Origin of the sequence: Cohnella mopanensis, assembly GCF_022352055.1 — a bacterium.
Classification (GTDB): Bacteria; Bacillota; Bacilli; order Paenibacillales; family Paenibacillaceae; genus Cohnella; species Cohnella mopanensis.
This window is the reverse complement of record NZ_JAKRWM010000006.1, coordinates 485,968-511,458: the sequence shown is the minus strand read 5'-3', so window position 1 is coordinate 511,458 and position 25,491 is coordinate 485,968. Positions and strand designations below refer to the sequence as shown.

At 50.9% G+C, this 25,491-nt stretch carries 19 protein-coding genes and 1 tRNA gene; 16 read left to right on the top strand and 4 right to left on the bottom strand.

Annotated elements, in window-relative coordinates; all coding sequences use genetic code 11:
* Positions 1 to 10 precede the first annotated feature (10 nt).
* The 7 genes from trxB (at position 11) to L3D05_RS12870 (ending at position 6,171) form a co-directional block, all read left to right on the top strand.
* Positions 11 to 961 (top strand): thioredoxin-disulfide reductase, encoded by a 951-nt coding sequence (trxB, locus tag L3D05_RS12900; protein WP_239616489.1) that lies wholly within the window; start codon positions 11 to 13, stop codon positions 959 to 961.
* An 83-nt stretch (positions 962 to 1,044) separates the two neighbouring features.
* A complete protein-coding gene (locus L3D05_RS12895; protein WP_239616449.1) occupies positions 1,045 to 1,998 on the top strand; it encodes an ROK family glucokinase in 954 nt (317 codons plus the stop codon).
* Positions 1,999 to 2,081: 83 nt separating this feature from the next.
* On the top strand, positions 2,082 to 2,972 hold the full coding sequence (rapZ, locus tag L3D05_RS12890; RefSeq protein WP_239616448.1) for an RNase adapter RapZ: 891 nt from the start codon (positions 2,082 to 2,084) through the stop codon (positions 2,970 to 2,972).
* A gap of 9 nt (positions 2,973 to 2,981) precedes the next feature.
* Positions 2,982 to 3,974, top strand: coding sequence for a gluconeogenesis morphogenetic factor MgfK (gene mgfK / locus L3D05_RS12885; RefSeq protein WP_239616447.1), 993 nt, complete (start codon positions 2,982 to 2,984; stop codon positions 3,972 to 3,974).
* A gap of 7 nt (positions 3,975 to 3,981) precedes the next feature.
* Positions 3,982 to 4,917 (top strand): DNA-binding protein WhiA, encoded by a 936-nt coding sequence (gene whiA / locus L3D05_RS12880; protein ID WP_239616446.1) that lies wholly within the window; start codon positions 3,982 to 3,984, stop codon positions 4,915 to 4,917.
* Between the two features lie 101 nt (positions 4,918 to 5,018).
* Positions 5,019 to 5,288, top strand: coding sequence for an HPr family phosphocarrier protein (locus L3D05_RS12875; protein ID WP_027086334.1), 270 nt, complete (start codon positions 5,019 to 5,021; stop codon positions 5,286 to 5,288).
* A gap of 115 nt (positions 5,289 to 5,403) precedes the next feature.
* Positions 5,404 to 6,171: an SIMPL domain-containing protein gene (locus L3D05_RS12870; RefSeq protein ID WP_239616445.1), complete on the top strand. Its 768-nt coding sequence runs from the start codon at positions 5,404 to 5,406 to the stop codon at positions 6,169 to 6,171.
* 132 nt (positions 6,172 to 6,303) lie between these two features.
* Here the strand turns inward: L3D05_RS12870 and sda are convergent, their stop codons facing one another.
* From sda to L3D05_RS12855, 3 genes are all read right to left on the bottom strand, one after another.
* Positions 6,304 to 6,564, bottom strand: coding sequence for a sporulation histidine kinase inhibitor Sda (gene sda, locus L3D05_RS12865; protein ID WP_239616444.1), 261 nt, complete (start codon positions 6,562 to 6,564; stop codon positions 6,304 to 6,306).
* A 241-nt stretch (positions 6,565 to 6,805) separates the two neighbouring features.
* On the bottom strand, positions 6,806 to 7,390 hold the full coding sequence (gene clpP, locus L3D05_RS12860; RefSeq protein ID WP_239616443.1) for an ATP-dependent Clp endopeptidase proteolytic subunit ClpP: 585 nt from the start codon (positions 7,388 to 7,390) through the stop codon (positions 6,806 to 6,808).
* Between the two features lie 378 nt (positions 7,391 to 7,768).
* Positions 7,769 to 7,843, bottom strand: a tRNA-Arg gene (locus L3D05_RS12855).
* A 228-nt stretch (positions 7,844 to 8,071) separates the two neighbouring features.
* Here L3D05_RS12855 and L3D05_RS12850 point away from each other — a divergent pair.
* From L3D05_RS12850 to eno, 6 genes are all read left to right on the top strand, one after another.
* Positions 8,072 to 9,094 carry a sugar-binding transcriptional regulator gene (locus L3D05_RS12850; RefSeq protein ID WP_239616442.1) on the top strand — a complete coding sequence of 341 codons (1,023 nt, stop codon included), beginning with the start codon at positions 8,072 to 8,074 and terminating at the stop codon, positions 9,092 to 9,094.
* A 121-nt stretch (positions 9,095 to 9,215) separates the two neighbouring features.
* Positions 9,216 to 10,226, top strand: coding sequence for a type I glyceraldehyde-3-phosphate dehydrogenase (gap, locus tag L3D05_RS12845; protein WP_239616441.1), 1,011 nt, complete (start codon positions 9,216 to 9,218; stop codon positions 10,224 to 10,226).
* A gap of 390 nt (positions 10,227 to 10,616) precedes the next feature.
* On the top strand, positions 10,617 to 11,798 hold the full coding sequence (locus L3D05_RS12840; RefSeq protein ID WP_239616440.1) for a phosphoglycerate kinase: 1,182 nt from the start codon (positions 10,617 to 10,619) through the stop codon (positions 11,796 to 11,798).
* Positions 11,799 to 11,809: 11 nt separating this feature from the next.
* The gene (tpiA, locus tag L3D05_RS12835; RefSeq protein ID WP_239616439.1) at positions 11,810 to 12,565 is read left to right on the top strand and encodes a triose-phosphate isomerase; all 756 of its coding nucleotides are present in this window, start codon (positions 11,810 to 11,812) and stop codon (positions 12,563 to 12,565) included.
* Position 12,566: 1 nt separating this feature from the next.
* Positions 12,567 to 14,102: a 2,3-bisphosphoglycerate-independent phosphoglycerate mutase gene (gpmI, locus tag L3D05_RS12830; RefSeq protein WP_239616438.1), complete on the top strand. Its 1,536-nt coding sequence runs from the start codon at positions 12,567 to 12,569 to the stop codon at positions 14,100 to 14,102.
* A 34-nt stretch (positions 14,103 to 14,136) separates the two neighbouring features.
* Positions 14,137 to 15,429, top strand: a complete 1,293-nt coding sequence (eno, locus tag L3D05_RS12825) for a phosphopyruvate hydratase (RefSeq protein WP_239616437.1) — start codon at positions 14,137 to 14,139, stop codon at positions 15,427 to 15,429.
* A gap of 198 nt (positions 15,430 to 15,627) precedes the next feature.
* Here eno and L3D05_RS12820 read toward each other — a convergent pair whose 3' ends face one another.
* On the bottom strand, positions 15,628 to 16,653 hold the full coding sequence (locus L3D05_RS12820; protein WP_239616436.1) for an LCP family protein: 1,026 nt from the start codon (positions 16,651 to 16,653) through the stop codon (positions 15,628 to 15,630).
* 223 nt (positions 16,654 to 16,876) lie between these two features.
* Between L3D05_RS12820 and L3D05_RS12815 the strand changes: the two genes are divergently transcribed.
* The 3 genes from L3D05_RS12815 to L3D05_RS12805 all read left to right on the top strand — a co-directional run bounded on the left by L3D05_RS12815 (position 16,877) and on the right by L3D05_RS12805 (position 25,369).
* Positions 16,877 to 19,999, top strand: coding sequence for a hybrid sensor histidine kinase/response regulator (locus L3D05_RS12815; protein WP_239616435.1), 3,123 nt, complete (start codon positions 16,877 to 16,879; stop codon positions 19,997 to 19,999).
* 28 nt (positions 20,000 to 20,027) lie between these two features.
* The gene (locus L3D05_RS12810; RefSeq protein ID WP_239616434.1) at positions 20,028 to 21,149 is read left to right on the top strand and encodes a response regulator; all 1,122 of its coding nucleotides are present in this window, start codon (positions 20,028 to 20,030) and stop codon (positions 21,147 to 21,149) included.
* Between the two features lie 176 nt (positions 21,150 to 21,325).
* The gene (locus L3D05_RS12805; protein ID WP_239616433.1) at positions 21,326 to 25,369 is read left to right on the top strand and encodes an S-layer homology domain-containing protein; all 4,044 of its coding nucleotides are present in this window, start codon (positions 21,326 to 21,328) and stop codon (positions 25,367 to 25,369) included.
* Positions 25,370 to 25,491: the final 122 nt, after the last annotated feature.

Genomic DNA, 25,491 nt, shown 5'->3' with positions numbered 1-25,491 from the left:
AGGAACGATGATGCACAAAACGATCGTAATCGGAACCGGACCTGCCGGTTTAACGGCGGCTATCTATTTGGCAAGGGCCAACCTGTCCCCGCTGGTCATCGAAGGACCGGAACCGGGCGGCCAACTGACGACAACGACGGAAGTCGAGAATTTCCCCGGATTTCCGGAAGGAATTATGGGGCCTGACTTGATGGCGAACATGCGTAAGCAAGCGGAGCGGTTCGGGGCAGAATTCCGTACGGGTTGGATTAATAAGGTGGATATGTCGAAACGACCGTTTACGCTTTCCTTGGAGGGCGGCGAAACGTTGCAAGCGGAAACCTTGATCATCTCCACGGGCGCATCTGCCAAATATATGGGCATTCCAGGGGAAAGAGACAATGTTGGGCGAGGCGTCAGCACTTGCGCGACGTGCGACGGATTTTTCTTCCGCGGGAAGAAGATCATCGTCGTCGGCGGTGGGGATTCCGCGATGGAGGAAGCGAGTTTCTTGACTCGTTTCGCCTCCGAAGTTACGCTCGTACATCGGCGTGACGAGATGAGAGCGTCTAAGATCATGCAGGATCGCGCGCGGGAGAACAACAAAATCCTGTGGGGCTTAAACAAAACTCCGATCGAGGTCGTAGCCGGAGACAATGGCGTTACCGGGTTGAAGGTGCTCAACAACGCGACCGGACAAGAAGAAATCATCGATACACAAGGCTTGTTCGTAGCAATCGGCCATACGCCGAACACAAAGTTCTTGGATAATCAGATCGATACGGATGAACTCGGCTATATTAAAGTGAATCCGGGGACGACGGAAACGAATATTCCGGGCGTATTCGCATGCGGCGACGTTCAGGATCATAAATATCGTCAAGCGATTACAGCCGCCGGCAGCGGGTGCATGGCCGCGCTCGATTGCGAGAAATATTTAGAGAATTCGGCCGTGCATGATTGGAGCCAATCTCTAGGTTAAGTGAAGCGGATAACGGTCTTAAGACGGCGCGAGCCGGATGAGTATGAGGAAATAACATTTATTCTTATGAGGTGTCGATTAACATGTCAGAATCGTTGTATGTAGGCGTAGATTTGGGTGGAACCGCTATTAAGGTCGGCTTGTGCAATGCAACGGGGGATTTGCTCCGTACTTACGAAGGGCCTACACAAGCTGCTGGTGGAGCGGACGCCGTGTTATCCAACATTGCGGCCTATGTCAAAGAGCTCGTACCTCCGGGAACACCGGAATGGGATGCCGTTGCGGGCGTAGGAATCGGTATCGCCGGATTTCTGAATATTCCGGAGGGCATCATTAACTTCTCGCCTAACCTTCCTTTCAAAGATGTGCACGTCAAGCAAATTATGGAAGAGAAGCTCGGCAAGCCGGTCAAAATTAATAATGACGCTAACGTAGCTGCCCTTGGTGAAGCGTGGGGCGGCGCAGGCAGGAACATTCCTAACTGCGTATGTTATACGCTTGGAACCGGCGTCGGCGGCGGCATTATTTTGCACAATCGGCTTATTGAGGGGTCTACGGGTATGGCAGGAGAGCTTGGCCATTTGTCCATCGTGGCCGACCTTGAAGCGATCCAATGCGGCTGCGGTAAGATGGGGTGCTTGGAGACGGTATCGTCGGCAACCGGAATTATCCGAATGGGCAAAGACGCTGTGGACCGGGGAGACCGGACTTCGCTGGCGCTCGTCGAAGGCGAATTGACGGCGAAGGATGTTATTGACGCTGCTAAGGGCGGAGATGAAGTCTCTCAGCGCATCGTTAGCCGTGCGGCTTTCTATCTGGGCAAATCGATGGCGGCGGTCGCCGTTGTCGTTAATCCGGAGAGGTTCATCGTTGGCGGTGGCGTGAGCAAGGCCGGGGAATTCTTGTTCGAGCAAATTCGCGAGGTGTTCAATAAATTAACGCCGGATAATGCCCGCGAAGGAGTGGAGATCGTCGCTGCCGAGCTCGGCAACAACGCTGGGGTCGTAGGGGCAGCGGGATTGTTCCTTCGAGCATAATTGAAGCAGACGCTCGGCTCCGCGCGAATATGGCGGGTCGAGCGTTCTTTCATTCATTGGTCTTTATTGGGGGAGGGGAAAGCATGGATACGATAACGTCACAGCCTACGCTAGTCATCATAACGGGGATGTCGGGCGCGGGGAAAACCATTGCCGTGCAGAGCCTGGAGGATTTGGGTTTTTTCTGCGTAGATAACTTGCCACCCGTACTCATACCGAAATTCGCCGAACTGATCGAACAATCGCAAGGGCGCATAGCCAAAGTAGCTTTGGTCATCGACTTGCGGGGACGCGAGTTTTTTACGGCTTTATCCGAATCGCTTAATCATATTCGCGAGAACTATACGATTCATTATGAGATTCTGTTTCTCGATGCGACGGATTCGGTGCTCGTACAGCGTTACAAGGAAAGTCGGCGCAGGCACCCTCTTGCTCCGGACGGTTTACCGCTGGACGGGATCCATTTGGAGCGGAAACTGCTGGAGGATCTGAAAGGCTGGGCGAATCAAGTCATCGATACGAGCAACATCAAGCCGGCCGCTCTGAAGGAGAAGATCATCGGTCGCTTTACGGACATGGATCGGAACAATATTAATATTAACGTTACGTCCTTCGGATTTAAGTACGGCGTTCCGATCGATGCGGATTTGATCTTCGATGTTCGGTTTTTGCCTAATCCGCATTATGTGGACAATTTACGTCCGAAAACAGGCGTTGAGCCGGAAGTTTACGACTATGTCATGAAATGGCCGGAAACGCAAACCTTCCTCAGCAAATTACTGGATATGCTGCAATATTTGATTCCTCTGTACCACAAGGAAGGCAAGAGCCAAGTCGTCATCGGAATCGGGTGTACGGGAGGCAAGCATCGTTCCGTGGCTCTGGCGGAGTATCTAGGGCGTATGCTAGGCTCTAGCGAGACGGAACTTGTGAGAGTGAGCCATCGCGATTCTGATCGCGATCGGCAAAGCTGAGGGGAGGCTATGGCGATCAAACAACAGCCGAGTCTTACCCGTAAGCCGCGGATCGTCGTCATTGGCGGCGGCACGGGGTTGTCCGTCATGCTTCGCGGGCTTAAGCAGAAGCCGCTTGATATTACGGCAATCGTAACGGTTGCCGACGATGGCGGGAGCTCGGGCATTCTGCGCGAGGAGTTGCAGATTCCCCCTCCCGGGGATATCCGCAACGTATTGACCGCGTTAGCGGATACGGAGCCCCTGCTGGCCGAGGTGCTTAAATATCGATTTCAGAATGGAACCGGATTAGCCGGGCATAGCTTAGGCAATCTAATCTTGGCGGCGATGACGGACATTACAGGTGATTTCGTAACGGGAATTACCGAGTTAAGTCGAATATTCGCCGTTCGGGGTCGCGTCCTGCCGGCGGCGAATCAAGCGATCGTGTTGAAGGCCGAGATGGAGGATGGCTCTATCGTCGTAGGAGAATCAACGATACCGAAATCCGGGCTCGCTATTCGTAAAGTGTTCCTGGAGCCGGCAGACGTCGAGGCTTTGCCGGAAGCTGTTCAAGCGCTCCGGGACGCCGATGCGATTCTGATCGGGCCGGGAAGCTTATATACGAGTATTCTTCCGAATCTGATCGTGCCTAAGCTTGCGGAAGCGATTATCCAGTCGGATGCGGTGAAGCTGTTCGTATGCAACGTGATGACGCAGCCGGGCGAAACGGACAATTATTCCGTAAGCGATCATTTAACCGCAATCCATTCTCATATTGGCCATCATATATTCGATTATGTTATCGTTAACGATGGGGAGATTCCCCCGCAGGTGCAAAGTCTATATGCGGAAAAGGGCTCCACAGCCGTTCATTTGGACTTAGAGGAAGTAACCAAGCGAGGATATAAGGTTATCGCCGACACGCTTGTATTATTCCGGACCTATTTGCGTCATGACGCAGCGAAGTTAAGTGATCATATTTACCATCTGGTCGAAGATTGGATGTTGCGAAAGGGGTGAAAGAGGCATGTCGTTTGCGGCACTAACGAAAAAGGAATTAACGCTGCTAGAGACCGAAAGTTGCTGCGAGAAGGCAGAGTTGTCGGCATTGATTCGGATGAACGGAACGATCTCGCTGTCCAACAGACGGGTTGTTCTGGATATCTCCACCGAGAATGCCGCAATCTCACGCCGAATTTATACCCTTCTTAAGCGGCATTTCAAGGTTGTAACCGAGCTTCTCGTTCGTAAGAAAATGCGGCTCAAGAAGAACAATGTATACGTCGTGAGGGTGCCTGCCGGGGCGGAGGCGATACTGAATGATCTCTCAATCGTATCGGAAGGTTTCTTATTTCATCCGAGCATCGACAAGGAATTGGTTCGGAAATCATGCTGCAAAAAGGCTTATATGCGCGGTGCATTCCTTGCAGGAGGATCGGTCAATAACCCTGAGGGTTCGTCGTATCACTTGGAGATCTCCTCGATGTACGAAGAACATTGTCAAGCGCTAGTTGATCTTGCTAATAAATTCCATCTTAACGCGAGGTTTATTGAGCGGAAGAAGGGGTTTATCCTATATATTAAGGAAGGCGAGAAAATCATCGAGTTTCTAAGCCTTATCGGCGCTCATCAGGCGCTGTTCAAATTCGAGGATGTTCGCATCATGCGGGATATGCGTAATTCCGTAAACCGGATCGTTAATTGCGAGACGGCCAATTTGAACAAAACAATCGGAGCTGCGGTCAGACAGATCGATAACATCAAGCTGCTCGTGAAAGAGGTAGGCCTGCATAATATGCCGGATAAGCTTCGCGAGGTGGCGGAAGTCAGGCTTCAACATCCAGATATTAACTTGAAGGAAGTCGGCGATTTATTGAAAGGGCAGGTAAGCAAATCGGGAGTAAACCACCGGCTTCGGAAGCTAGATGAGTGGGCTGAAAAAATCCGGAATGGCGGAGCATAACCGTATAGCGTATTTGTTCATATCAATGTTATAATAGTTAAGAAACTGTAGCACGGGGGTCCCGGGTAGCGGGACGAACAAAGATAGGGGGTATCCGGTCCATGACGAGACAGCCGGTGGTTGTTCGGCTTAAAACGGGTCTTCACGCCAGACCGGCGGCACTATTCGTGCAAGAAGCCAATAAATTCTCCTCCGACGTCTTCGTGGAGAAGGATGACAAGAAAGTTAACGCTAAGAGCATCATGGGTATTATGAGCTTGGCGATCAGTTCGGGTACGGAAGTCGCGATCAGCGCGGAAGGTTCTGACGCAGAGCAAGCTGTAACCGCTTTAGTGCAGCTTGTAAGCAAAGAAGAACTGGAAAACCAATAAGTCACATTTGCATGAAGCTCCCTTCGAGGAGCTTTTTGCATTTTAAAAACAATTGTTGAAACATTTGGGTTACGCTTTGCGTCTTAAGTTCAAACGATCGAAAGGGGATTGAATCATGAAGAAAAAAACGATGCAAGTGCTAGTGGTGGCTTTGGTAGCCGGCGTAATCGGATGGGTGGGGTTAAACAAAGGGGAGGGCAATATCGTGGCGGCTGAGTCTTTACCTGCGGCAACAACACCGGCGTATACGGTTACGGTAGGGGCAACCGGATCGATTATGGTGGAACCGGATGTCGCGTATCTTAACTTGGCGGTTGAAACTCGCGGATCAAAAGCCGCGGATGCCCAACAAGCGAATGCGACTAAATTTGCGGGAGTAGAGAAAACGTTATATGAGAAATTCGGGATAGACAAGAAAGACGTTAAGACAACGAGTTTCGATGTACAGCCAGAATACAATTATACGGAGAAGGATGGGCGGGTACTCAAAGGGTATGTGGCCGTTCATTCCATTCAAGTGACTTACCGGAAGCTGCCGGAAATCGGGAAGTTGTTTGATGCTTTGACTGCAGCTGGCGCTAATCGTCTTGATGGCGTACAGTTCTCGACTGAGAAGAAGGAACAATATGAGCTGGATGCTTTGAAAAAAGCGATGGATAACGCGGCGGCCAAGGCAGGTGTGCTAGCAACATCAGCTAAGCGCCAACTGAAGGGCGTTGTGAACATCGTGCAAGGCGATGTGTCGAACGCACCTATCCTGTATGCGCGTACCGAAGCTAAAATGATGATGAACGATTTAGCAGCAACTCCGGCGTCTTCATCGGTGCAGTCCGGCCAGATCGAGATCAGTACATCCGTTACCGTACAGTACGAAATGCAGTAATTCGCTCGTCGTGGAAACGCGAAAGATGAGGCAGGGGTTTCAGTACCTGCCTTTTTCTTTGTCTATGATAAGAAATAAAAAACCACCATCCGAATGGAGGGTGGTCATAAATTATGTAGTTTTCTGTAGGTTTTAGGCTTCTTTGTAATGACTTAACTGGCGAATGGAGAGCGCTTCTTCCAGCAATTCGATGAATTCACTGGATAAATTCATTTTTTTGGCTTCTCTATATACTTCCAGCAAGTGTTCGTCCTTCAACGGGCGAAGCAATGACGCTTTATCGCTTAATCGACGGGCAGCCGCCATATCCACTGAATTTTCTCTCGTATTACGGACGTTTTCTTTCAATTCGGACGACTTGGTTACTAGATACGGGTAAGCTCTTTCATGCATGTGGATCCCTCTCTTCTGAGTTCCTAAGAGATAACTAGAACTGGAGGTAAATGGTATTATCTCATAAACCAGCATATCACGGATTGTCTGACTAGCAGAGAGGGCATTCAAAGTTTTGAATTTTTGTTGACACTCGAGTATATATGTGGTAAATCGATATTGTCTTTTTACATGAAAGTTAAAAACGCGTACGGCCGCTGGAAAGACGGCCGTGCGCGTTTTAGTTGGCGGTTTCTTATAGTTAAACGACTTTGTCGATAACTTTATCGATCAGTCCGTATTCGCGTGCAACTTCGGCTTCCATGAAGTTGTCGCGATCGGTGTCTTTCTCGATTCTCTCAAGCGGCTGACCTGTGCGCTCCGATAGGATGCCGTTAAGCTTATCCCGAAGCTTTAAGATACGGCGAGCTCTAATCTCGATATCGCTCGCTTGGCCTTCTGCTCCGCCGAGCGGTTGATGGATCATTACTTCGCTGTTAGGAAGGGCGAAGCGTTTGCCTTTGGCGCCTGCCGCAAGCAAGAAAGCTCCCATAGATGCGGCCATGCCGACGCAAATGGTGGAGACGTCAGGTTTGATGAACTGCATCGTATCGTAAATGGCCATCCCGGACGTAATGGAGCCGCCTGGGCTGTTGATGTATAAGTGGATGTCTTTTTCCGGATCTTCGGCCGCCAAGAACAGCAGCTGGGCGATGATGGAGTTGGCAACCACGTCATTGACCTGAGTACCTAGAAATACGATTCGATCCTTGAGTAAGCGGGAATAAATGTCGTAGGCTCTCTCCCCGCGGTTTGTTTGCTCGACAACCATAGGTACAAAACTCATGTTTGACGTCCCTCCTCATAATTTGGTTTTCTTATCATAGCGAATTTGGGGGTAAAAGTCAAAGAAAGTCAAAGCGGGTTCATCGGCTGTAGCCATGTAGGGGAGTTGTTATCGGAAATCAGCATTACAGAGAAGGGGTTGTGCTTCCACCGCTGGTTAAAATCGAGTTGTTTGGGATGAGAATATAGGGTCACAACTCGATTTTAAAGGCGGACGTAAACTTTCCAGCACAATCCCCTTTCTTCCATGCTTTCCGATAACGCGATCCTCTACGAGTTAATTCGATGGGGACGGGTAATAGAATATAAGGAAATAAAAAAACCGACCGTATCAAACGGTCGGTTGTGCTGTAGGCTATATTTGGCGTTAAATAAAAATTGGCGCGCCCGTGAGGAATCGAACCTCAATCTCAGCCTTCGGAGGGCTGCGTCATATCCGTTGGACCACGGGCGCTCATTAATTGCAGCAAGAGTTATTATAGGTGATGCGGCCCTAAAATGCAAGGGAACATGCTGTTTTAAATTTGTTATTTTCGTGGACGGTAAGTATTGCATCGGTTTAGAAATTTAGATAAAATAGAGGTGGGACTTAAAGTGATATGGCGGGACAAATTTCGTCCAACCAAACATTCGCATCGTTACCGACGATGACCATTCGGTCTCAGGAGGGTAATCGAACAGAATGCGACAAATCGTGAACATTCAGAAGAAGTTGCTTCCTGATCTGTTGCAGGTAATGGAGAAACGGTACGATATTTTGCACCGGATTCACATGGCGGGTACGATCGGGCGGCGAACGCTTGCCACTAGCGTAGATATGACGGAACGCGTTCTGCGTTCGGAGCTTGAGGTGCTTAGGTCGCAAGGGCTGCTGAATACGGCATCGTCCGGTATGACTCTCAGCGCGAGCGGACAACAGTTAGTGGAAGAGATGGAGCCGATCGTCAAGGAACTGTTCGGTCTGTCGGATCTAGAAGAGACGGTTCGTCACGCATTCGGATTGAAGCGGGTAGTCATCGTTCCAGGAGACTCCGATGCTTCGGATCACATTAAAATGGAGCTTGGCAGAGCGGGAAGCCGCGTGCTGCGCGACATTCTATCCTCCGGAGACGTAGTTGCCGTTATGGGCGGATCCACAATGGCTCGAATGGCTTCGCAATTCACGACGCCTTCTCAGTTGCGAGACAACTGGTTCGTGCCGGCGCGAGGCGGCTTAGGAGAGAGCGTGGACTATCAGGCGAATACGATCGCTTCGGAATTGGCTAAGCGAACGGGAGCGCGTTATCGGATGCTTCATGTGCCTGACCATCTCAGCGAGGAAGCTTATCAGACGATCATGCAGGAGCCGAATGTCCGAGAAGTGGTCGATATGATACGCAGCGCGCGTATCGTCGTTCATGGGATCGGGGATGCGGTGACAATGGCAAGGCGTCGGAAGCTAAAGGATGAGACGATGGAAGAATTGGTCAAGGACGGCGCGCTAGCAGAAGCGTTTGGTTATTATTTTGATCGTAACGGCAAAGTCGTTCATCGTATGGCGACAGCGGGCTTGCGCTTGGATGATATCGAAGCGGCAGGCATGGTGATCGGTATCGCCGGCGGTAGCAGTAAAGGCGAGGCGATCGCGTCGGTCATGAGATTCGGTCACGACGACGTTCTCGTAACGGACGAAGCAGCTGCGAAAGAAGCGCTCAGGCACGTTTAATTCAATCTGACCGTTATAAGCTCATTTTTCAGGAAACCCTACTAGCATAGTGGTCTCGGCGCTAAAGGCGCCTGACATATAGATCAAACAAATTTTTTTCATTCCAAGGAGGAAACCAATCATGGCAGTAGTAAAAGTTGGTATTAACGGATTTGGACGTATCGGACGTAACGTATTCCGCGCATCCCTGAACAACCCGAACGTAGAGATCGTTGCAATCAACGACCTGACTGACGTTAACACGCTTGCTCACCTTCTGAAATATGATACGACTCACGGCAAATTGGACGGAACGGTTGAAGTGGGCGAAGGCGCGCTTATCGTAAACGGCAGAACGGTTAAAGTATTCGCTGAGCGCGATCCTGGCAACTTGCCTTGGTCTTCCGTAGGCGCTGAAATCGTAGTTGAATCCACAGGTATCTTCACTGCGAAAGACAAAGCCGAGCTTCACTTGAAAGGCGGCGCGAAGAAAGTAATCATCTCCGCTCCAGCTACTAACGAAGACATCACTATCGTTATGGGCGTTAACCATGACAAATACGATGCATCCGCTCACACGATCATCTCCAATGCTTCTTGCACGACGAACTGCTTGGCTCCATTCGCTAAAGTATTGAACGATCAGTTCGGAATCGTTAAAGGCATGATGAACACGATCCACTCTTACACGAATGACCAAAGCGTTCTGGATCTTCCACACAAAGACCTGCGTCGCGCACGCGCTGCGGCTGAGAACATCATTCCTTCTTCCACGGGTGCTGCTAAAGCCGTTTCCCTCGTATTGCCTGAATTGAAAGGCAAATTGAACGGAATGTCCATGCGTGTACCGACTCCTAACGTTTCCGTAACGGATCTCGTTGCTGAGTTGAAAGTTAACGTTACAGTTGAAGAAGTAAACGCGGCTCTGAAAGCTGCTGCTGAAGGTCCTTTGAAAGGTATCTTGAACTACTCCGAAGAGCCGCTTGTTTCCAGCGACTACAACGGCGATCCTGCTTCTTCCACAATCGATGCGTTGAACACGATGGTTGTAGAAGGCAACATGGTTAAAGTTCTTTCCTGGTACGACAACGAGTGGGGCTACTCCAACCGCGTTGTTGACTTGGCTGCTTATATCGCTAGCAAAGGTTTATAAGAAAATACGCTACCCCCTAAGTCTGAGTGCCGCATCCCCCTAAGTCCCCCTTCCCGAAGGGGGATTCCGAGGGCTCTGCCCTCTGGACACCCGGCGATTGTCGCAGGAGTTTCCGTTGACGGCTGAGAGTTACATGGGGTGCAAGGATCGCTCCGTCCCGGATTTGCTCTGCAAACCGGGACTACGCTTTACTTTTGGAGCAAAAAGGGTGACTCCGTTCGCGCTTTTCGAGCGCTTCGGGTCATCGTTAGAGCGTAACTCCCCTACGCACTGACTACGCTTCTTGGGGAGTTTGAATGAGAATGCGTTATACGGACACAAAAGCGGGCTCCTTCATTGGAGCCTAGCTTTGCGCCCGGAGATTGATAGCCACCCGAGGAGGTTTGACTCTTGAACAAGAAAAGCGTAAGAGACGTCGATGTTGCAGGGAAAAAGGTATTTGTCCGGGTTGATTTCAACGTGCCTCTAGAAAACGGCGCAATTACGGATGACACGCGTATTCGCGAAACGTTGCCAACGATCAAGTATTTGATCGAGAAAGGCGCGAAAGTCATTCTCGCTAGCCACTTGGGACGTCCGAAAGGCGAAGTTGTAGAAGAATTGCGTTTGACTCCGGTTGCTGCTCGTCTGTCCGATCTTCTGGGCAAACAAGTCAACAAAGCGGATGAAGTCGTAGGCGCAAGCGTACAAGCGAAAGTAGACGCGCTGAAAGACGGCGATGTGCTCTTGCTGGAGAATGTTCGCTTTCACCCAGGCGAAGAAAGCAATGATTCCGAATTGGCCAAAGCTTTCGCCGCATTGGCGGATCTGTTCGTGAACGACGCGTTCGGCGCGGCTCACCGTGCTCACGCTTCTACGGAAGGCATCGCTCATCATATCCCGGCTGTATCCGGTTTGCTGATGGAGAAAGAGCTAGACGTACTCGGCAAAGCTTTGAACAATCCGGAGCGTCCTTTCACGGCGATCGTGGGCGGTTCCAAGGTTAAAGATAAAATCGATGTCATCAATAAAATGATCGAGATCGCGGACAATATTATCATCGGCGGCGGACTTTCCTATACGTTCCTTAAAGCGCAAGGCAAAGAAATCGGCCAATCCCTTCTCGACAATTCCAAGCTGGAGCAATCCCTCGGATTCATCGAGAAAGCGAAGCAGCTCGGCAAAAACTTCTACCTGCCTGTAGATATCGTTGTGGCTGACGGCTTCAGCGCTACTGCGAACACGCGGATCGTCGATACTGACGGTATCCCGGCGGATTGGGAAGGTATCGACATCGGACCGAAAACTCGCGAAATTTATGCGGACGTTATCAAAAACTCCAAATTGGTCGTGTGGAACGGACCGATGGGCGTATTCGAAATCGAGCCGTTCTCCCACGGAACTCGCGCGGTTGCGCAAGCTTGCGCAACTACGGATGCTTACACTGTAATCGGCGGCGGAGATTCCGCGGCTGCGGCTGAGAAGTTCAAGTTGGCTGACCAAATGAACCACATTTCCACGGGTGGCGGCGCATCGCTGGAATTCATGGAAGGCAAAGTCCTTCCGGGCGTTGTAGCTCTTAACGACAAATAGAGGTGACACATATGAGCAGAACACCGATTATTGCGGGTAACTGGAAAATGTTCAAAACGGCTGGCGAAGCGACTGCTTTCGTTGCCGAAGTGAAAGGCAAGGCTGAGGTTTCCGGAGTTGAGAGCGTAATTTGCGCTCCGTTCACGGCACTGCCTGCATTGGTTGAAGCGGTTAAAGGCACGACGATCAAAGTCGGCGCGCAAAACCTGCACTTCGAAGACAATGGCGCGTTCACTGGCGAGATCAGCGGAGTTATGCTGAAAGACCTGGGCGTTCATTACGTCATTATCGGTCACTCGGAGCGCCGTCAATATTTTGTGGAAACGGACGAGATCGTGAACAAGAAAGCCCACGCGGCATTCCGTCACGGCTTGACTCCAATCGTCTGCGTTGGCGAGAAGCTCGAAGAGCGCGAAGCTGGCCAAACGAAAGAAGTTGTACGCGTTCAAACCGAGGGCGGATTGGCAGGATTGACTGCTGAACAAGCGGCAGCAACGGTAATCGCTTATGAGCCAATCTGGGCAATCGGAACGGGTAAATCTTCGACTTCCGAAGACGCGAACGAAGTGACTAGCTACATCCGTGGCGTTGTTGCAGCACAATTCGGCGCTGAAGTCGCTGACAAGGTTCGTATTCAATACGGCGGAAGCGTTAAACCGAACACGGTAGCCGAGTACATGGGCCAATCCGATATCGATGGCGCTTTGGTAGGCGGCGCTAGCCTTGAGCCGGCTTCCTACGTGGCGTTAGTAGAAGGGGCGAAGTAATATGGCAGCTCCCAAACCGGTTGCGCTTATTATTCTCGACGGTTTCGGTCTTCGCGAAAGCTCTCACGGCAACGCCGTGGCTCAAGCCAAGAAACCTAACTTCGACAAGTATTGGAGCACTTTCCCCCATACGACCTTAACGGCTTGCGGGGAAGCGGTTGGACTTCCGGAAGGCCAGATGGGAAATTCCGAGGTCGGGCATTTGAACATCGGCGCTGGCCGTATCGTCTATCAGGATTTGACTCGGATTTCCAAATCGATTCGCGATGAGGATTTCTATGACAACTCCACGTTAGTCGGCGCGGTTAAGCACGCGAAGGATAACAATAAGAAATTGCACTTGTACGGTTTGTTGTCCGATGGGGGCGTACATAGCCACATCGCTCATTTGTTCGCTCTCTTGGAGCTGGCTAAGAAACAAGGGTTGGAGCAGGTTTATATCCACGCATTCTTGGATGGTCGGGATGTATCGCCGGATAGCGCGGTTGGCTATTTGACCCAGTTGCAAGGCAAGATCGAAGAGCTCGGCATCGGCAAGGTCGCTACGATTCAAGGCCGTTACTACGCGATGGATCGGGACAAACGGTGGGAACGGACGGAGAAATCCTACCGTGCCATGGTTTATGGAGATGGCCCAACGGCTGTTGATCCGGTTGCGGCTGTTAAAGAATCTTACGAGAAGTCGGTATATGACGAGTTCGTCATGCCGACAGTAATCGTGGGAGCAGATGGAAAACCGGTTGGACTCGTTGAGTCCGAAGATGCGGTTATCTTCTTCAACTTCCGTCCGGATCGCGCAATTCAACTGTCCAACGTGTTCACTAACGAAGATTTTCGCGGGTTCGACCGCGGAGCGGGTCTTCCGAAAAACCTGTATTTCGTTTGCATGACGCTTTTTGCGGAAACCGTTGGCGGGTTTGTTGCGTATAAGCCTAAGGAGTTGGACAACACCTTAGGTGAAGTTCTCGTGCAACACGGGAAAAAGCAGCTCAGAATCGCCGAGACGGAAAAGTATCCTCACGTTACTTTCTTCTTCAGCGGCGGACGCGATCATGTTCTCGAGGGCGAAACCCGTATCCTCATCAATTCGCCTAAGGTTGCTACTTATGACCTGCAGCCGGAGATGAGCATCTACGAGGTTACGGAAACGCTGGTGAAGGAAATCGAAGCGGATAACCATGATGCTATCATTCTTAACTTCGCTAATGCGGATATGGTAGGTCACTCGGGTATGCTTGAGCCGACGATCAAAGCGGTAGAAGCGACGGATGAATGCTTGGGCAAAGTGGTCGATGCGGTTACGGCCAAAGGCGGAGTTTGCGTTATTATTGCCGATCACGGCAATGCAGACATGGTCATTGACGATAACGAGCGTCCGTTCACGGCGCACACGACGAATCCGGTTCCTTGTATCGTGACGCAAGCTGGACATGCGCTACGCGAAGGCGGTATTCTAGCGGATGTAGCTCCAACGCTCTTAACGCTGCTGCAGCTTCCGCAGCCGGAGCAAATGACAGGCAAGACGCTGATTAACTAAGTAAAAATTTAATTTAATTAAAGGAGTGTTCTTCATGACGATCATTACTGATGTTTATGCACGTGAAGTGTTGGACTCCCGCGGTAACCCTACCGTTGAAGTCGAAGTTCGTTTGGAATCCGGCGTGCTCGGCAGCGCTATCGTACCATCCGGTGCTTCTACCGGTGCTTACGAAGCGGTTGAGCTTCGCGATGGCGACAAAAGCCGTTACCTGGGTAAAGGCGTACTGAAAGCCGTTGAGAACGTAAACATGATCATCGCTCCGGAAATCATCGGATACGATGCGCTTGACCAAGTCGAAATCGACCACAAAATGATCGAGCTCGACGGTACTCCTAACAAAGCTAAGCTGGGCGCTAACGCGATCCTTGCTGTATCTATGGCTGTTGCACGTGCAGCTGCAGAAGCTCTGGATGTGCCATTGTACACTTACCTTGGCGGATTCAACGCTAAGACGCTTCCAGTACCTATGATGAACATCGTTAACGGTGGCGAACATGCCGATAACAACATCGATGTTCAAGAATTCATGGTTCTTCCAATCGGTGCAGCTACGTTCTCCGAAGCTCTTCGCATGGGAACTGAAATTTTCCACGCGCTGAAAGGCGTATTGAAAGCAAAAGGCTTGAACACTGCAGTCGGCGACGAAGGCGGATTTGCTCCTAACCTTGGTTCGAACGAAGAAGCACTTTCCACAATCATGGAAGCTATCGAAAAAGCAGGCTACAAAGCTGGCGTTGATGTATTCTTGGGTATGGATGTCGCTTCTACTGAGTTCTTCAAAGACGGCAAATACCACCTTTCAGGCGAAGGCAAGTCCTTTACTCCTGCTGAGTTCGTTGACCTTCTTGCTAGCTGGGTAGACAAATACCCAATCATCTCCATCGAAGATGGTTGCTCCGAAGACGATTGGGCTGGTTGGAAATTGCTTACCGAGAAATTGGGCGGCAAAGTACAACTCGTTGGCGACGATCTGTTCGTAACGAACACTGAGCGTCTGTCCGACGGAATCAAACAAGGCGTGGGTAACTCCATCCTCGTTAAAGTTAACCAAATCGGATCGCTTACTGAAACTTTCGACGCAATCGAAATGGCGAAACGCGCTGGTTACACGGCTGTTATCTCTCACCGTTCCGGTGAGTCCGAAGACAGCACGATTGCGGACATCGCTGTTGCGACTAACGCTGGTCAAATCAAAACAGGCGCTCCGTCCCGTACGGACCGCGTTGCGAAATACAACCAATTGCTTCGCATCGAAGATCGCTTGGGCTCCACTGCGAAATACGGCGGCAAAGCAGCGTTCTACAACCTTAGCAACCTGAAGTAATCCATAGCGTCACAAGTATCAACTTTAGCACCAGTATCATCCACACAACACAACAACTTAGTCAGTCATCACGACAACAAGAAGGACGGACCCTGCGCTTATGCGCGGTCCGTTCTTTTTTTTATTTGTTAAACGAGGCTGCCACGTTCGCATTGTCCGCACGAAGGCCAAAAAAGTGCCTTGAACGAACCCGTTACATTAGTTTGCGAGCTGTTCCTTCACATAACTCTTAATCTTCTCTTCATCGGGGACAAGCACTTCCATATCGTTAATTCTTGCGTCCTTAAACGCGCCCATCTGCGGAATTTGGATTCCCGTCAATTGGCTCGTATCCAGCTTCATCCCTAGCCGCGCCAGCTTGATCATGTCGCCGGGAGGAATGTTTGTCTCGATATAAGGAGCAACTCCGCCGAGCAATTGAGGCAGCCTCAATAGCGAGGTTGTGCTCTGTAATTTGGTCGCAATGGCGGACAGGAATCTCCGTTGGCGATCGGAGCGGGCGAAGTCGGACATGGCATCGCTTCGGTAGCGCACATATTGCAACGCGGTTAGGCCGTCTAAGTGCTGCATTCCCTTTTCCAGCTTGATGTTATATCTCGGATCATCCTGTTTGTCGACTCGTTTCATGTCCTTATCCACTTCAAAATCGATGCCGCCAAGCTCGTCGATCAAAGAGATGAAGCCTTCGAAATCCGTATACACGTAATAGTGGATAGGCAGATCGATCAGATTATGTACAGTCTCCATCGAGAGCAGTGGTCCGCCCATCGTAATCGCCGCGTTAAGACGGTTCGAGCCGTGGTGCGGTATTTCGACGTAGGTGTCCCGCAAGAGAGAGAACAAATGCGTGCTCTTATCGACGGGATCGATGGAAGCGATCATCATCGTATCCGAGCGGGGTTTGGAGCTGGATTTAACTCCGCGCGAGTCGCCCCCGAGCAGTAGGATGTTAATCCGTTCGTCCCCGACCCATTCGGGCGGCTCAAGGGCTGCGGGGGCGGGACTGCTTCCATCCGTAGGAATCGGCGCGGTTGCCTGGTATTCTTTGGGACTGATATAGATTTGATCCGCGATAGAATAGAGAGAATAAAAATAGTAGATCACGTATGACGCAATAATAAGAAATACGCCAAGGGCGCTATATAGAATGATTTTTCGTCGTTTTTTGTTATTTCTGAGCGGGGTTGTCGGAGTAGGTTTCAATGTTTCTGTAGATTGTTCCATTTCTACTTTCAATCCTTTCCGAGTGGTTGTCATCAATAATACGACGTAAACCGGTGGAAAGTTGTTCCAGGTCCAAGAGAAATGTTTGAATAAGGGAAATGCAGTCGCGTTTAGATAAGCATATTCATTCCTTAAAATTCTATGGTACTGTAAAAAAGAGCTTGGGAGATTCTTGTGAGCGAGCGTATGTATGCTGATGGAAAATGAAAGCCGGGGGTACGGGATGAGAGTATTAAGGAGCGGGATGAGATATTTTAATCGAATAGCCGCGATTACGTTTATTCCGCTCGTGGCTATCACAGTCTTGCTCGGAATTTACCAATACACAATGCCGAGCAAGGAAGCCCCTGTCGCGGTCCAAGGCGTGCTTGATCTAAGCGGATGGGAGTTTAGCGATCAAGGTAAGTCTATCGTTAATCTCGACGGGGAGTGGGAGTTCTACAGGGATCGGCTGCTTACGCCGAACAATTTTCTCATGGGAATCGCGGAGCAGCCTATGTACTCGAACGTTCCGAACGCATGGTACGGTGGTAAGCCTTTCGATGAAGCGGGTGCGGCGGATTACGGGACGTATCGTCTTAAGGTTAAGCTGAAAGATGAGAACGAAAATTACGGGATTAAGATAACGAACATCATGATGTCGCACAAGTTGTATGTGAACGGCGATATACTTGGAAGCGAGGGGAATCCCTCGGCAAGCGCAGAGAGCTACGAGCCTGGAAATACTCCCTACACGACTTTCTTTCGAGTGGATGGGAAAGAGATGGAGATTATCCTTCAAGTTGCCGATTTTACGTATCCGATAGGCGGAGGAATCGACGATATCCAGTTCGGGTTGCAAAAGGAAATGATCCGCTCGGGTCATGTGATCTTCGGGACCGAGCTGTCTGGGATATTCATTCTCCTATTATTCGGCGGGTACCATCTTAGTATCTATGTGATGCGGAGAAAGGATAAAGCTTACCTGTACAGCGGTTTATATTTTTTGTCGATGTTAGTCTTGCTGAGCATGAGCGGGGACAAACTGTTGCTCCAGCTATGCTCGTGGATACCTTTCGAGGTGGCTTATAAGGTATATGATATCGGCGGATTCACTAATATCGTAATCCTCGGATTTTTCTTGCATCACTTGGATCGTAAGTTGATTGGAAAGAAGCTTCTCTATTGCATGGTCGCTCCGATCGGATTGTATTTGCTCCTTGTCGTCGTATTGCCCTATTCCTTATATCAGTCCATTGGCAACCTGCAGTGGGATTATGCGTTGCTAGTGGTCGTGGTCTATGTCTATCGGATTGCGCGATTGTATGTCAAGCAGGATGGCGAGCTATTGAATCGCAAGGAGATCGCCCTGCTGTGCGGAATGATGTTGGCGATAGTATCGATCTTGCTCTTCGGCTTGTTCTTTTCGCTGGGCTGGGTGGAGACGGACGTAGGACGCAGAATCGCGATGATCGCGATCATTGCGTTCGTCAATACCTTATTAGCGCTAAGGCTTGCCCATGCTATGGAGCAGACAGAGAAGTTAACCGACAAACTGATTCTCCGGGATCAACTGAAGGACGAATTCCTGGCGAATACTTCCCACGAGCTGAAGACGCCGCTTCATGGCATTCAGAATATAGCTTCGTATCTTCTGGAGGAGAAGGCCGGACAACTAACGGATAAGCAACGCAGCGAGCTATCGCTTATACAAGATACTTCTACTAAGCTATCGGCGCTCGTGAACGATCTTGTAGATGTCGTACAAATGAAGCATGGAGATTTGCGATTGCACCAATCGGTACTGGACGTTCACGTCCTAGCCCAGACGGTGTTCCAGGTGCTGGAGTTCGAGCTGACGGGCAAAGAAGTTCGTTGGAGCAACCTGATTGCGCCGCGCACCTTGGTCAAGGCGGATGAGAACAGGGTTCGGCAAGTACTATATAACTTAATTCATAATGCGATTAAACATACGGAGACCGGAGTGATCGAGATTTCCGCTCATGAGGAGGGAGACAAGTACTCCATCTCCGTCGAAGACACAGGAGTCGGCATTCCGGAGGAAAGCCACGAGGCGATCTTCGGATATTTCGAGCAAGCGGAACGGCCATTGCCGCACGACGGATATACAGGAATGGGGCTCGGACTCTACATTAGTCGCCAACTGGTCGAGAGAATGGGCGGGGCAATCGCGGTTGAGCGTTCGATACCGGGACAAGGAACGAGAATGACGTTCACGCTGCCGGCGGTTAAAGCCGAGGGGATATCTGATGAACAAGATGAGACGTTCGAGGAGGCTTATAGAGAGGTTGCCGTAACGCGTACGAATCTAGATATCGTGGACGAGCGTTACGAACATACGATACTAATCGTGGATGACGAGGCATCCAATATTCGTATTTTGCTGAATTTGCTTGGCGAGAGCCATAACGTGATTACGGCTTTTTCGGCGAAGGAAGCCCTTCGCAAGCTCAAGGAGTATCCTCGAATCGATCTGGTCATCTTAGACGTCATGATGCCGGAGATGTCCGGAATCGACCTGTGCCGTATCGTTCGGGAAACCCGTTCGATCATCGACTTGCCCATTCTGTTTGCGACCGTCAAGGACGCATTGCACGACATCGAGTTATGCTTCAAGTCGGGGGGGAACGATTTTATCGCCAAGCCGTTCGATTCGAAGACGTTGACTGCCCGGGTGCGCACGCTGTTGTCGATGAAGTCGTCGATGGACCAAGCGATTAAGAACGAGATGGCATTCCTGCAAGCGCAGATTAAACCGCATTTTCTATATAACGCGATCAGTAGCATTATTTCATTTTGTTATACGGACGGAGAGAAGGCTGCGTATTTGTTGTCGATGCTAAGCCGTTACTTGCGCTTCGTATTCGAACGGGACCACCATACCATGACGGTGCCTCTGAGCATGGAATTGGAGCTGATTCAAGCTTACGTCGAGATCGAGAAAGCCCGGTTCGGAGAGCGTTTCGAGTTCAAACTTCATGCGGACCCAGGGGTAGAAAATCTGCGGATTCCGTCGCTGAGCATTCAACCGATCGTAGAAAACGCGATCCGGCATGGCTTGTTCGAGAAAGAAGGTCCGGGTACGGTCTCGCTATCGATTACGGATGGAAATGGATATGTCCGGTTCGACATCATGGATGATGGAGTCGGAATGGCGGATGACATCGTGTATCAGTTAAATACGGGGGATCGGCCGGACGGCGCGGGAATCGGCATGACGAACGTGAGAAGGCGACTGTTGGCGATGACGGGAGCAAGCATTGCTTTCGACTCCGCTCTGGAACGGGGAACGAAGGTAACTGTATTCCTGCCCAAGGAAGATGAAACGGATCAGGCCGCTGGCTGAAGAGTGGCAATAGGAGGAGGTGGGCATCATGCGGGTCATGATCGTGGAAGATGAGAAGCCGATACTGGATCTAATGGAAAGATTGGTTGGGCAGCATCCATTGTTAACGGTCGCTGGAACGTTCACGAGCGCATCGGCGGCATTGGAAGCTTATGATGAGATCAAGCCCGATGCCGCTTTCCTCGACGTAGAGATGCCAAGGATGGGAGGCATCGAGCTCGCGGACAAGCTGAAGGCAATGGACGACCATCTGCAAATCGTATTTACGACGGCATACCCTCAATACGCGTTGGAGGCGTTCCGGGTGAACGCGGTCGATTATTTGCTGAAGCCGGTCACGCCGGATGCGATCGAAAGGGTTGTTTCCCGCCTAAGCAAGAACCATGCGCTTCGGTCCGTTCTGACGAACGTCGCGCCACCGGAGGATCCCACGGTTCGCTGTTTCGGAACGTTCGAAACAAGGAGGGCGGATGGAGCGCTGATCGGCTGGCCGACTCGGAAGACGGAAGAATTGTTCGCTTACTTGCTCGCGTATCCGAACCGCGTGACGGGGAAATGGCAGCTTGCGGACCTGCTGTGGCCGGACCTTGAGGAAGAGCGGGCTTTGCATAACGTCCACAACACCGTCTATCGCTTGAAGAAAGCGCTCAAGGAGGCGAACGTCGATGCAGATGTTGCGAACGTGAACGACGGCTATCGCATTCAGATGCCCGTTGCCTTATCGGATTTAGGAGTTTTCCGGGAATTCATGGCGCGAACGAAAGCCATTGACCAACGGAGCGCGGTCGAGGGCGAAAAGCACTTTCGTATCTATGCGGGTACGGTATTCGGCAGCAAAGATTACGTCTGGAGCACGGGTATTGCGGCAGAATTGACCGAGCTGTACGGGTCTTTGGCGCGAATGCTGGTTGCCTATTATCGAGGAACGGGCAATGGAGCGTCCATGAAGGAAATGTTGCGTGCGTACTTGTCTAACGAGCCGTTCGACGAAGATATGAATGCGGCACTTCTCGGTTTGTATTCGGAAAACGGGGAATCGGGGCTGTTTCGAAGCCATTATGACAAATACGCCAAATTGCTGGAGCGGGAGCTCGGCATCGCTCCGTCGGAGCGTTTGCGAGAGATGGCCGCAGGCCTATCTATCATCTGAGTAATTGAATAAGGAGTGGCGAAGGGAGACGGGAGACATTCCGTCTCTTTTTTTGCGTGCTTGACGAAGGTTTCCGCATGTTCGCCGATCTTGTGAGAATTTTGGGAGTGATGCTTGCTAGTATTTGTCGTATCGAGGCATTTCGTATCATTTTAAATAGGGGAAGAGGTAGAAAAATGTTCGGAAGAAAAGCGATTAAAGTTGCAGGCAACAGGTTCCTCGCGCTTATGCTCTTTGCGGCAATGGCTGCGGGGCTTGTCGTTCCTGCAGGAGGTAAAGTTAGCGCGGCTGGGCCGATAGCGGAAATCATAAGTACGACTCCACCCAATGGGGAGATGGTTAGTCAATTAAATGGTTTGAAGCTTCTGGCATCCGCTCCTGTAGGCAATCCTCTAGTTAGTGCAACCTATCAGATCCAGAGGGCTAGAGACGGAAAATATATGGATGCGTCTCAAAATCCTGTATGGGTAACACCTCCTCTATCCGGGATACGCTTTATGGATGACCTCGAGATAGATAAAGGAATCTTCATCGCTGATTTCGATAGGGAGCAACTTAACGCGCTAAGCGAAGATGGATTCTACTACATCTACTATCGAGTAAGCTACCTCGACGGATACATGCTTAACCAGATATCCCGAATTCTGCTCGACAGGGCGCCGCATATCAAGGATCCAGTGATCCACAATGATGCGATCGGATTCGGGTTCACCGAGGGGTTGGTCGTGGAACCGCTTTTTAATTTTCAGAACAGTCATTTCATGGTCACGGTCAATGGAGCGCCGGCCGACATCCTGTTCGTCGCCCCGTCTCAGGCGAATGATAATGTGTTGATCCTGCTCAAAAACCGGGTCGTAAACACGGACGTCGTGAAGATAAGGTTTGATCCCGGCGGAACGACCCCGGTGAAGAATCAAGCGGGATATCCGCTGGGGACGGAAGAGATTGAGTTAACTAATACGTCCACAGGTTTATTCCAGGCTCCTCCGGCAGTAAGATGGCCGAATAAAACGGGTTACGAATTAAAAGCCGGAGATCCTATCGTTACCTTTACGCCTTCTCGGAGCGGGGCTAATAATATCGAGATTGCTTTCCCCAAAGATTCGGGGAATACGACGACTCTATCTAACGGCAACATCGTTGCTGCTGATTTCAAGATTCGGAGCGGTGCAGGTTCTATTCAGCCGCGGGTTGTCGTGCCCACCGCAAACCATTTGTACTTGTACCTTCCGGTTGGAGAGGCGTTGACGGGCGGCACTTCCTATACGTTGGAAATGTCCGATACGGCCGAAGGCAATGAAATCAAGCTTCCGCCGATCGAGACGACGGCTAGTACTGCCTATTTGGCGGCACGGATAGATGCAATTGTGGACGACGAGTATACGTTTTCGAATTTAGCTTTCTATAATAACCTACCTCCCGTCGCAAAAAGCGGCTTGTCCGTAACTCTGGAAGTAGGGGGAGACAGAGCTTACTATTCGGCTGAAGATTTGGCAACGGATCTGGACGAAGATGACATGACTCTTAGCGGAGCGACTTCAAGCGATAACAGCGTTGCGGAAGCCACCGTCGATGTGGACCGCTTGTTGCGGATTGATCCCGTTAGTCCCGGAAACGCAACCGTAACCGTAGAGGTCGAAGATGGAAACAGTCATCGGGTAACAGCGACGATCGCCGTTACCGTTACGAGGCCGAGAACTTCGGCGCTATTGCCGGAAGATGTCCAAGTTAAAAATCAAGCGAGCGGGGCAGACTCCGTAACGATACAAGGAGTTCCGTTACTAGCGGTAGTTAACGTCTATGACGTGCCGACCGGCGGTAATAGGATCGGTACCGCAACGCAAGGCGCCGCGACGGGCAGTTTGGTGGTGACGATCGCCGCGGGGATTCCAGGCTCTAAGATTTACGTGACGGTTCAGGATATAACGGCCAATTTGCTTGAGAGCGCCAGAACGGAAGTGGACGTACCTGCGTTCGTGGACAAGAGCCTTCTGGAATCTTGGATCGATTCCGCTCGGGAAAAAGTGAATAATGCCGTTGAGGGCCAGTCAATCGGGGAGTATGAAATTGGCTCGAAAGCCGATCTGCAAAACGCGATCAACATCGCGGTAGCCGTACGGGATAATCCCGATGCGACTCAAGCCGAGGTGAATCCACTTATCTCCATGATGATTGACGCGGTAAATGTGTTCGATAGTCGTAAGATCGTCGCGGATATGAGCGCGCTTATCGCGAAGGTTGGCGAGGCGATGGCAAAATATATGTCATCTAGCGAAGGTAATCTTATCGGGCAGTACGAGGCTGGGGCGATGGCTACGCTGCAGGCTGCCGCATTTTCCGCTTTCCAGGTTAGCATTAAGGTAAACGTCACTCAGCAAGAAGTCGACGCGGCGACCGTTACTTTGACCGCGGCGATAGCCGAGTTTGATGGCAAGAAAATAGGCGCGGCGTTAGCGGCGCTTCTCGTATCCGCTCAAGGGAAGCATGATGCGGCAACCGTAGGGGGGGCTAACGGGCAGTATCCTACGGGGGCGAAGGAAGTCTTGCAAGATGCTATAGACGAGGCTTGGGCAGTGGCGGACGATATTGCGGCTACGAAAGTGCAAGTAGATGCGGCAGTGGTTGCGCTGAACGCAGCAGTGGTGGAGTTCGAGGCGAAGGTGATAAGTGGAGTCGTGGTCGTAGACAAAGGAACCCTTACTAACGCCATTTCCGCTGCGCAAGCCACTTATGGGGCGGCGGTAGAAGGAACAGGGAACGGCCAATACCCGGTCGGCTCGAGAACGATTCTAAATGTAGCGATTACGGCAGCGAAGACAGTGGCGAACAATGCTAGTGCGACGCAGGCGCAAGTCGATGTTGCAGTGGTAGCGCTGAACGCAGCGGTCACGGCTTTCGAAGCGAAGAAGATCGTTATCCAACCTAGCGGCGGAGGGGGAGGAGGATCTTCATCCCAGCAGATAACCGTGCAACTGAGCGTGGAGAGCGGAGGCGTTGTTCTCGGTACTCTACCGTTAAGTAGAACAATTGATTTAAACGGACGCGCAACAGATAAGCTGGAAATCAAGAAGGATGCGACTTCCCAGTGGGTTGAACGATTGAAGGGTACAGGGGAACTACGCTTGATCATTCCCGATGACAAAGATATCGAGGATGAACTCAATGTAATGATTCCGCTGGATGTGGTTACCATGCTAGCGGCTAATAATCTTGAGCTAATTATCGTAACGAACAGCGTCGAAGTTCGGATGCCTGCAAGCTCTCTCAAGGGCTTCAAAGAAGCGATCACGTTGAAGATCACGCCGATTCGTGCAAAGTTAAAGCAGGACGAGATCAAGCGACGAGCAGATGGGAATACTAAGCTTAGAGATGAGGCAGGCAAGGGCGCTCTGAAGCCAATCGGCCTTCCGGTGGCGATCGAGACGAATTTCCAAAATCGTAAAGTGATGTTGACGCTTCCTATTGGCAGCGACAAATTAAGCGAGCAGAAGCTTGGTGACACGGGTATCTATGTGGAGCATAGCGATGGCACGCAGGAATGGCTTCTCCCGAGTCAAACCGCTAAAGGCCTGACGTTCGAAGTGAACAAGTTCAGTACGTTCGCCATCGTACAGGTAGAGGGTTGGCGCGAGCTCCGTATAGCTAAAGCTAAGAAAAACATTACTTTGCCCTATATTAAAGGCTACGCAAGCGGTGTCTTTAAGCCGGAGGCGAGCATTACCCGGGCAGAGCTGGCGGCGATACTGGCTAAGGTCATCCAACGCGAACCAACGCAAACCGCGATAACCTTTAAGGATGTTGCTGCAACGAGCTGGGCTAGCGAAGCGATAGATAAGGTCGTAAAGCTCGGTTTAATGAAAGGCTCGCCGAACGGCGACTTTATGCCGAACAAACCGATAACTCGCGCGGAGATCGCGGTCATAGCCGCAGTGATCTACGAAGGTGGCGCGCGCAATGCCTCGGAGAGCTTCACGGACATTGCAGGTCATTGGGCGAACACCGCAATCGTCGAAGTCAGCGCGGCCGGCATTTTGACGGGGTTCAAGGACGGAACCTTCCGCCCGTCTCAAGCGCTCAGCCGAGCGGAAGCGGTCGTGCTGATCAATAGGCTAATCGGCCTTGAACAGACGGCGGGCGGCGAGCCGCTCTACAAAGACGTTCCGGCAACGCATTGGGCTTACGGAGCCATCCAGGCGGCAGCACACTCATCCAAGCCGTAACTTAGTTACAATCCGAATCACTCTATGGCCTCTGCGTCGAATGACGCAGAGGTTTTTTATACGGATATGTTAATGTGGAGTTAATTGCATAAAAATAAAGATCATCATACAAGGGGAAGTGT